This window comes from Rugamonas apoptosis (assembly GCF_014042355.1).
GTDB classification, from domain to species: Bacteria; Pseudomonadota; Gammaproteobacteria; order Burkholderiales; family Burkholderiaceae_D; genus Rugamonas; species Rugamonas apoptosis.
The window spans coordinates 1-213 of record NZ_JACEZU010000091.1 but is presented as its reverse complement, the minus strand read 5'-3'; the positions used below and the strand labels follow the sequence as shown (position 1 = coordinate 213).

At 68.5% G+C, this 213-nt stretch carries 1 protein-coding gene; it reads left to right on the top strand.

The genetic code is table 11. The features are described from left to right. Positions 1-213: hypothetical protein (locus H3H39_RS27575; protein ID WP_182157719.1), on the top strand; the 213-nt coding region annotated here is incomplete at both ends.

Genomic DNA, 213 nt, shown 5'->3' with positions numbered 1-213 from the left:
CAACACCCACAATGCCGCGGCCTTCACCTTCACCCTCGACACCGCGACCGCGGCACCCGTGGTTGCCCTGGCCCACGACAGCGGCGCCAGCGGCAGCGACGGCATCACCAACGTCGGTACACTGGCCATCAGCGGCGCCGAAACCGGCGCCACCCTCAGCTACAGCACCGACGGCGGAACCACCTGGAATAGCAGCTTCAGCGCCGTCGAAGG